Source organism: Rhodoferax sp. (genome assembly GCF_044236835.1).
In the GTDB taxonomy this organism is placed as follows: Bacteria; Pseudomonadota; Gammaproteobacteria; order Burkholderiales; family Burkholderiaceae_C; genus Allorhodoferax.
In genome coordinates, this window is the sequence record NZ_JBIIGC010000005.1 from 154982 (window position 1) to 163201 (window position 8220).

Consider the following 8220-nt stretch of genomic DNA (forward strand, 5'->3'; position numbering starts at 1 on the left):
GCTGGGCCCACAACAAAGCTGCCGCATTAAGTCCTTACACTTCGCCCCTATTTACGCTTGCTTGTAGGCGTTTTGGGTTAGCCACTGGAGTTTTGCGATGAAGTTTCGTTTTCCCATCATCATCATCGACGAAGATTTTCGTTCCGAGAACACCTCGGGCCTGGGGATCCGCGCTTTGGCCCAGGCGATCGAGTCGGAAGGTTTTGAGGTGCTGGGTGTCACCAGTTACGGCGACTTAAGTCAGTTTGCCCAGCAGCAAAGCCGTGCCAGTGCGTTCATCTTGTCCATTGACGATGAGGAATTCACACCCGGCCCCGACCTGGATCCCGCCGTTTTGAACCTGCGCCACTTCATCGAGGAGGTGCGCCGCAAGAACCTCGACGTGCCGATTTATGTGTATGGCGAGACCAAAACCAGCCGCCATATTCCCAACGACATCCTGCGCGAGCTGCACGGCTTCATCCACATGTTTGAAGACACGCCCGAATTCGTGGCCAGGCACATCATCCGCGAAGCTAAAAGTTACCTCGAGGGCGTGCAGCCACCATTCTTCAAGGCCTTGCTGGACTACGCAGAAGACGGTTCATACTCTTGGCACTGCCCGGGTCACTCGGGCGGCGTGGCGTTTTTGAAGAGCCCGGTGGGGCAAATGTTCCACCAGTTTTTTGGCGAGAACATGCTGCGCGCCGATGTGTGCAATTCAGTGGAGGAACTGGGCCAACTGTTGGACCACAATGGCGCGATCGGAGCCAGCGAGCGCAACGCAGCACGCATCTTCAACGCCGACCACTGCTTTTTCGTCACCAACGGCACCAGCACCAGCAACAAGATGGTCTGGCACCACACGGTGGCACCCGGCGATGTGGTGGTGGTGGACCGCAACTGCCACAAGTCCATCCTGCATTCCATCATCATGACGGGCGCGATCCCGGTGTTTCTCAAACCGACACGCAACCACTTCGGCATCATCGGGCCGATTGCGCAGAGCGAGTTCGAGCCGGCTGCCATCCAGGCCAAGATCAAGGCCAATCCGCTGCTCCAGGGGGTTGACGCCAAAAAGGTCAAGCCCCGCGTGTTGGCCATCACCCAGTCCACCTACGACGGCGTGCTCTACAACACCGAGACCATCAAGTCCATGGTGGACGGCTACGTGGAGAACATCCACTTTGACGAGGCCTGGTTGCCCCACGCCGCGTTCCATCCCTTTTACGGCACCTACCACGCCATGGGCAAAAAACGCGCCCGGCCCAAAAATGCGGTGGTGTACTCGACCCAGTCAATCCACAAGCTGCTGGCGGGCATCAGCCAGGCCAGCCACGTGCTGGTGCAAGACTCGCAAACCGTCAAACTGGATCGGCCTTTGTTTAATGAGGCTTACCTGATGCACACTAGCACTAGTCCTCAGTACAGCATCATCGCCAGCTGCGATGTTGCCGCAGCCATGATGGAGCCGCCCGGCGGCACAGCACTGGTTGAAGAGAGCATCGCCGAGGCGCTGGACTTTCGCCGCGCTATGCGCAAAGTCGATGAGGAGTATGGCGACGACTGGTGGTTCAAGGTCTGGGGGCCGGACAAACTGGCAGACGAGGGCATAGGCCGCGCCGCCGATTGGGTGCTCAAGGGCGAGAGCAAAAGCATCAAGGCCCATTGGCACGGCTTTGGAAAGATTGCCGCTGGATTCAATATGCTCGACCCGATCAAGGCCACCATCGTGACGCCGGGCATGGACCTCAACGGAAAGTTCGCCAAGACCGGCATTCCGGCCAGTATCGTGACCAAGTTTTTGGCCGAGCACGGGGTGGTGGTGGAAAAGACCGGGCTCTACAGCTTCTTCATCATGTTCACCATCGGCATCACCAAGGGCCGCTGGAACAGCATGCTGACCGCCCTGCAGCAGTTCAAAGACGATTACGACAAGAACCAGCCGATGTGGCGCATCTTGCCGGAGTTCTGCAAAAAGCATCCGCGCTACGAAAAAATGGGCTTGGCCGATCTGTGCCAGCACCTGCACGCCATGTACGCCAAGTACGACATCGCCCGCTTGACGACCGAGATGTACCTCAGCGACCTCACGCCCGCCATGAAGCCCAGCGAGGCCTATGCCCATATTGCGCTGCGTAAAACGGACCGGGTGGAGATAGACCATTTGGAGGGGCGTACTACCGTCGGACTCGTCACGCCCTATCCACCGGGCATTCCCTTGCTGATACCCGGCGAGGTGTTCAACAAGAAAATTGTGGATTACCTCAAGTTCGCGCGCGAGTTCAACACCCTTTGCCCCGGTTTTGAGACCGACGTGCACGGCTTGGTGGAAGAAGAAGACGCCAAAGGGGTGAAGCGTTACTTTGCCGACTGCGTGCGGGCCTGAGCCCGGCTCGAACCTGCCAGCACCCGGCTAGGGCGAGGCCGCAATCCAGCGCGCAGACGGGACCAGCGCAGCAAGGTCGTTGCCAGGAGGGTCCTGGCAATAGCAGGCCCACATGCGTTGCAACAGCGCCTCATAGTGAGCCACATAGCCTGCGATGTCGCACAAAGGCGAAGCGGCCATACGCTCGCGCAGCGCACTGCGTTGATTTCTCAACGCCGCGCTTGTACCAGCCAACGCCACCGCGGCCGCCACATACGCGTCTTCATCGTCCGCAACCCACGCCGGCTGCCCCAGTGTTGCCATGAAGCTCGCTCCCATGCGGCTGACAAAATTGCCACCGGCCAGCGCCACCACCGGCACGCCCATCCACAGCGCCTGCAAGGTGGTGGTGCCACCGTTATAGGGCGTAGGGTCGAGGGCGATATCGATGTCACCGTACGCCTGCATCATGTCGGCCAGGCCACTAGGGCCACGCAGCAGCAAGCGCGCGCCCGCGATGCCGTGCTGCGCAAACAAGCCCACAAAGCGCTCTTGCACACCAACATCGCCCAAGGCTGGAGCTTTGAGTAAGAGCTGCGAGCCTGGCACCGCATGCAAGATGCGGGACCACAGCGCGACCGTCCTGGGCGACAACTTCATCGCATTGTTAAAGGAGCCAAACACCACAGGTTCATGTGGCGCACGCGCCGGTGGTAGCGGGTAGCTGTCCACCGGTGCCCAGCAAAAAACGCTGTGCGGTAGCTGCGCGATCCCCTCGCTGAAAAGGTGGGCGTGCTCGCGTGGGCTTGTCACTGCATCGCCGATGAACCAGTCGATGGTGGACAGACCGGTGGAGTGGGGGTAACCCAAAAAAGTGGCTTGCACTGGCGCAGCGCGCATGGCAAGTACACCCAGCCGGTGGCTGGCGGTATGGCCTGCCAGATCGACCAAAACATCCACCCCATCGTCAACGATGGCTTGCTGCAGGGCTGCGTCGCTCAGAGCCGCAGCCTCCAACCATCGGTCGGCGCAGGCGCGGGCTTGCTGGGTGTATACGTCATGCATGGTTCCAGTGTGATAGATGCAAACTTCAAACTGGCCGTGATCGTGGCGCAGCAGTACGGGCAGCATGAAGAGGTTCACCGGATGCTGGCGGTGCAAGTCGCCAGTGACATAGCCGAGGCGCAGGCGTCGAGCTGTCGTACGGGGGTTACCAAACACTGTTTTCCGCACCACTCGGGCCTCAATGGGGGCGCACAGGCGGCGGTGCATTTGGGCTACTTCGGCGTTGGGCAAGTCGTCTTGGTAAAGCGCGCTCATAGCCACGCTGGACGCCAAGCGCGACAGCGGGTCACCACCTGTAGCCAGCGCTACTTGCATGCCATGCAGATGGGCTTTCGCGTCCCCCATGCGACCCGGTAGAGCAGACGACAGCAGCTGTGCTTCCCGGTTGTTCGGGTCGAGCGCGCCAATGCGGTCCAAGGTCTTGCTGCAATCCGCCAGCGCATAAACTTCCGACTGGATCTTTGCCAAGGCCAGCAAGATCGGAACAGAGTCCGGGCGCAGGCCTAGCGCTTTGTTCAATACTTCAATCGCTTCTTGCCAGTAGTTGTATGCGTACACCTTGGCCGAGAGCAGGAGCAAAAAGTCCGGGTTGTTAGACAGCGAGGCGCGGGTGAAGGCCTTCTGTGCGGCAACCCGCTGGCCGACGCGCTCAAGGGCCTCGCCCAGCGTCATCATGGACCCGTAGCGCACCGGACGGACATCCAGCAATTGCGCCAAGGCCGCGACTGCACCCGGCGCATCCCCCGCATGCAAGCGCCACACGCCCGCCCAGTGCTGTGATTCGCCGGCAATCGGCTCCAATCGCACCGCGTTCGCCAAAGCTGTCCGCGCCACATCCTGTTGGACAAGGCCGACCTGCGCCTGCATCTCCTGCAAGCGCGCCGAGTACAACCAAGTGAGCCAGTCTCCAGGACACCCGCGCAGATGCATTGCGTACTGCGCGACCACTTCGGCGATGCCGTCCAACGTAGGACGCCCCAGCAGGCCATCACCGGCGCTGGCGTCATGCCACGTGTCCAGTTGCAGCGCTTCCAGCTGTGCGAGCAGGTCGGGAGCCAACCGATGCGCCTGGCGCGCCGCGTATCCCGCCTGCCACACCAGGTCCAAGGCCGCATAACACTGCGCCAAAGCCAGCCAGGTGACGCCCTGCAGTGGCGATCGGCGCAGGCGTTGCCAGAGCGTGGCAATGTTGTCGCCTTCGGTGAAACGCATTGCGGTGAGATCTGGTCGGCTTAGGAGCGCGTGGGCCCTCTTAGCCGCGGATCAGGCCCAAGGCAGGGGCCCAGCACGCCAGGCGCACTGCGCCAATCTGCTGGTTCAAGGCAACCAGCATCTGCGCAGGTTCGACGCGAATTTCCCGGGTGCCACCTTTGCGAAAACCGTAGAAATACAGGTCGAACATTCTCGGGGAGTAAAGAAAGTGGAAGTACTCAAACCAGCCCTGTAGGTGGAAGGTGTTCATGAAGTCTTCGGCGTCGAGGTTGCGGTAATGGTCCCAGCCTTGGGCGTGCGTTAGCGGCGACATACTGATACCGGTGCGCGCCGTTCCGTGCTCGGGCCGCCCGGTGGAGGCGCAACTGAATGCGACCAACCCACCGGGGCGGGTCATGCGCAGCATGTTGGCAAAGGTTTCCACCCAAAATGGGTTGTGCTCGAAGCACTCGGCGCTCAGCATTGCGTCGAAATGCCCACTGGGCAGGCCCACAAGCTGGCCTTGCACCACCTGGTCCACACCGGGTCCGGGGCCTAGATCAAAACCTGTGTAATCACACTCTGAAAAGAAGCCGCGCACCGAGCCGTTGATGTTGAGCGAACCGACTTCTCCAACTCTGACACGTTCAAAGAACTGCGGATAGAGCCGCTTGAGTTGTCCAAAAAAAGCCTGCTGCTCTGGGTGCGCCATCAGACCACCGTCTGCGTTACTTCAGTATCTATCAGCAGCTGTGCATACAGCCCCTGGTTGTAGACGTTGTAAGTCACGCCGCCATGGGTCACGGTGCCCACCGATGGGCCCCATCCGCTTGCATTCACAACATCCCCCGCGTCGCCGTCGATCACCAGTTGGTGGCGCTGCTCGGGGTTGGCGCCGTTGGCGCCTCCCGCCGCAAGGTTGTAGGTGCCGTCAGCCCAACCGCTCGCGTTGTTGAAGCTGTTCATGCCTGCCATGTCCAGCACATCGCTCAGACCCACGGTCAGGGTGTTGTTGCCGCTGCCGGTCAGGTCGATGCGCTCAATCGACTCGATGCGTGAGTGGCTGCCAGGCGTGCTGCCGCCTTGGTTGGCGATGTTGGCCAAATTAAGTGCGATGCCGCTACCGTCGAGACGGAACGTGTCGATACCGGTGCCGCCGTCCACGCGGGCCAGCTGGCCGTCCGTGACGCCCGCTGCCAGCTTGGCCACGTTGTCGGCATTGAGCACAAAGGTGTCATCCCCCGAGCCACCGTAGAGCACGTCGGCGCCCCCGTTGCCGCTCAAGGTGTCGTTGCCTGCGCCTGCAACCAAGGTTTCCGATACGCCGCTGCCGACCAGCGTGTCGTTGCCGCTCGTGCCCAGCTGGTCCACTGCCGTTTGGTTGAACGCGCCAAAGACGGATCCAAATATGACGTAGCTGCGCCCGGCATTGGCGCCTGCGGCGGGGTCGCTGAGTCGGGCCCCAACAATCAAGTCGTCCAAACCGTCGCCATTGACGTCTCCAGCAGCAGAAACCGACAGCCCGCTGTTGTCGCTGGCACCCTGGCCATTGATCACAAAACCGCCGTTGCCTGCTGCCACGGCCGACAAGTTGACTTCGGTGCTGCTGGTTTTGCCAAACACCACATAACTGCGCCCGGCGTCGGTGCCGCCAGGACCGAGGTCGCTGCCTGCCGCTGCAACAATCAGGTCGGCTAGGCCATCGCCGTTGATGTCGCCCGCACTGGCTACGATCTTGATGGCGTCTGTGGTCGCAGCGGCGGCATCGGCTGCGCAGTGGCCGTTAATGACAAAGCCATTCCCCGTACCTGCCGCAATGGCAGACAGGTTGACTGCCGAAGCACCTGTTTGCCCAAACACGACATAGTTGCGGCCAGCGTTGGCGCCTCCTGCGGGGTCGCTATTGGGTGCAGCGACAAGCAGGTCCGCCAAACCGTCACCGTTGACATCGCCCGCGCCTGCGACAGTGAAGCCACTGGCGTCGTCGGCACACTGGCCGTTGATGACAAAGCCATTTCCAGTCCCAGCGGCTATCGCCGACAGGTTCACCACTGTGGTGCCGGTTTGCCCGAACACCACGTAGCTGCGTCCAGCATTGCTACCGGCTGCCGGGTCGCTGTTGACCGCACCCACGATCAGGTCAGCCAAACCGTCGCCGTTGACGTCGCCTGCGCCGCAGACGCTGACGCCACTGTTGTCGCCAGCGCCCTGGCTGTTGATGACGAATCCACCTGTCCCAGCCGCAATGGCCGTCAGATTGACCGCTGCAGTGCCGGTCTTGCCAAACACCACATAGCTTCGTCCAGACACGTCACCGTTGGAATCGTTGTCCCGGGCCGAGACGATCAAGTCCGCCAGGCCGTCTCCGTTGACATCGCCCGCGCCAAAGGCGCCTAGGCCGAAGGCGGTGTCTTGCGCACATTCGCCATTGATGACGAAGCCTCCGCTGCCAGCCGCAATCGACGACAGATTGGTAAAGGTCGTATCAGTCTTCCCAAAGATCACATAGCTGCGCCCCGAGTTAGCGCTGCTTCCATTTCCTCCGAAGTCACTCCCCGGCGCACCGACAATCAGGTCTGCTAAACCGTCGCCGTTGATGTCGCCCGCTGCAGCTACGGTGGCCCCCGACGAGTCACCTCCTGTGTGGCCATCGATGCGGAAGCCTCCAACGCCACCTGCAATCGCCGAGAGGTCAACATTCCCGCCGTCGGCCTTTCCAAACACGACGTAGGTGCGCCCAGAATTGCTAAGGGTGCCGGGCTGGCCTTGGTTGTTGCGGAGTGCACCCACCAGCAGATCGGCAAGACCATCACCGTTCACGTCGCCCGCGCCGGCAACACTGAAGCCGCTTTGGTCGCTGGCGCCTTGTCCATTGATCACAAAGCCGCCGAAACCCGAGGCGACCGTGGAGAGGTCGAGGCTAGACCCAGAGACGGGTCGCGTAGCGAAGTTGAGGGTGGTCGAATTGGCAATGCCGGCATAGGCATTACCCACTGCATCTTGCAGCACGCCAGACGCGATCTGTACGTTGTAGTTGCCGATCGGGTTCAGGTCGGCTGTCGGATTGATGGTCACCGTGGTCCCACTGATCGTGACCTGGCTGACGTCATTGATCGAGATGGTGCGGGTGTCGCCCGCACCGTCGCTGATGACGATGTTGCCCGCACCTGCCTGCACCGTTTCATTGAACGTCAGCACGATATTGCTGCCAATAGCCACCTCTGAGGCGTTGTCTGCGGGGGTGCTGGCGACAAGCGTAGGCGCCAGCATGTCCACTGCCTGCACGCTCTGCGTGGCCGCCGTGTTGCCATTGCCCGCCGCATCGTTGGCAGCTGTAGCGGCTACATCGACCGTCACGTTCCCCTCGAAGCCCGGTGTGGGTGTGACCACCAAGGTGTACTGCGTGCTGCTGACTGCGGTGAACGTGCCTTTGCTGCCGTTGAGCACCGCAATGTCAGCAGCCGTAAACCCTGTCACTGCCTCGCTAAACGTAAACGTGTAGGTGATATCGCCACCGGCTACGTTGCCCGTTCCTGCTTCGTCGTCGGTGATGACAACGGTGGGCGCCAGTATGTCCACTGCCTGAACACTCTGCGTGGCCGCTGTGTTGCCATTGC

4 protein-coding genes are annotated in these 8220 nt (G+C 61.2%); 1 reads left to right on the plus strand and 3 read right to left on the minus strand.

The genetic code is table 11. The features are described 5' to 3' along the window. The first annotated feature begins 97 nt into the window (after nt 1-97). A complete protein-coding gene (locus ACILRC_RS05675) occupies nt 98-2368 on the plus strand; it encodes an Orn/Lys/Arg decarboxylase N-terminal domain-containing protein (RefSeq protein WP_395668385.1) in 2271 nt (756 codons plus the stop codon). Between the two features lie 27 nt (nt 2369-2395). Here ACILRC_RS05675 and ACILRC_RS05680 read toward each other — a convergent pair whose 3' ends face one another. The 3 genes from ACILRC_RS05680 to ACILRC_RS05690 all read right to left on the minus strand — a co-directional run. Further along, entirely contained in the window at nt 2396-4624 is a 2229-nt protein-coding gene (locus ACILRC_RS05680) for a tetratricopeptide repeat protein (RefSeq protein ID WP_395668386.1), read from the minus strand. Between the two features lie 40 nt (nt 4625-4664). Next, nucleotides 4665-5315, minus strand: a complete 651-nt coding sequence (locus ACILRC_RS05685) for a methyltransferase domain-containing protein (protein ID WP_395668387.1) — start codon at nt 5313-5315, stop codon at nt 4665-4667. Continuing rightward, a partial coding sequence (locus tag ACILRC_RS05690) for a beta strand repeat-containing protein (protein ID WP_395668388.1) occupies nt 5315-8220 on the minus strand: 2906 nt, incomplete at its 5' end. The genes ACILRC_RS05685 and ACILRC_RS05690, both read right to left, overlap by 1 nt.

Bases quoted from the DNA above. Each gene is read 5' to 3' on its own strand.
- ACILRC_RS05675 (WP_395668385.1), top strand. From the start codon at position 98: ATGAAGTTTCGTTTTCCCATCATCATCATCGACGAAGATTTTCGTTCC.
- ACILRC_RS05680 (WP_395668386.1), bottom strand. From the start codon at position 4,624: ATGCGTTTCACCGAAGGCGACAACATTGCCACGCTCTGGCAACGCCTG.
- ACILRC_RS05685 (WP_395668387.1), bottom strand. From the start codon at position 5,315: ATGGCGCACCCAGAGCAGCAGGCTTTTTTTGGACAACTCAAGCGGCTC.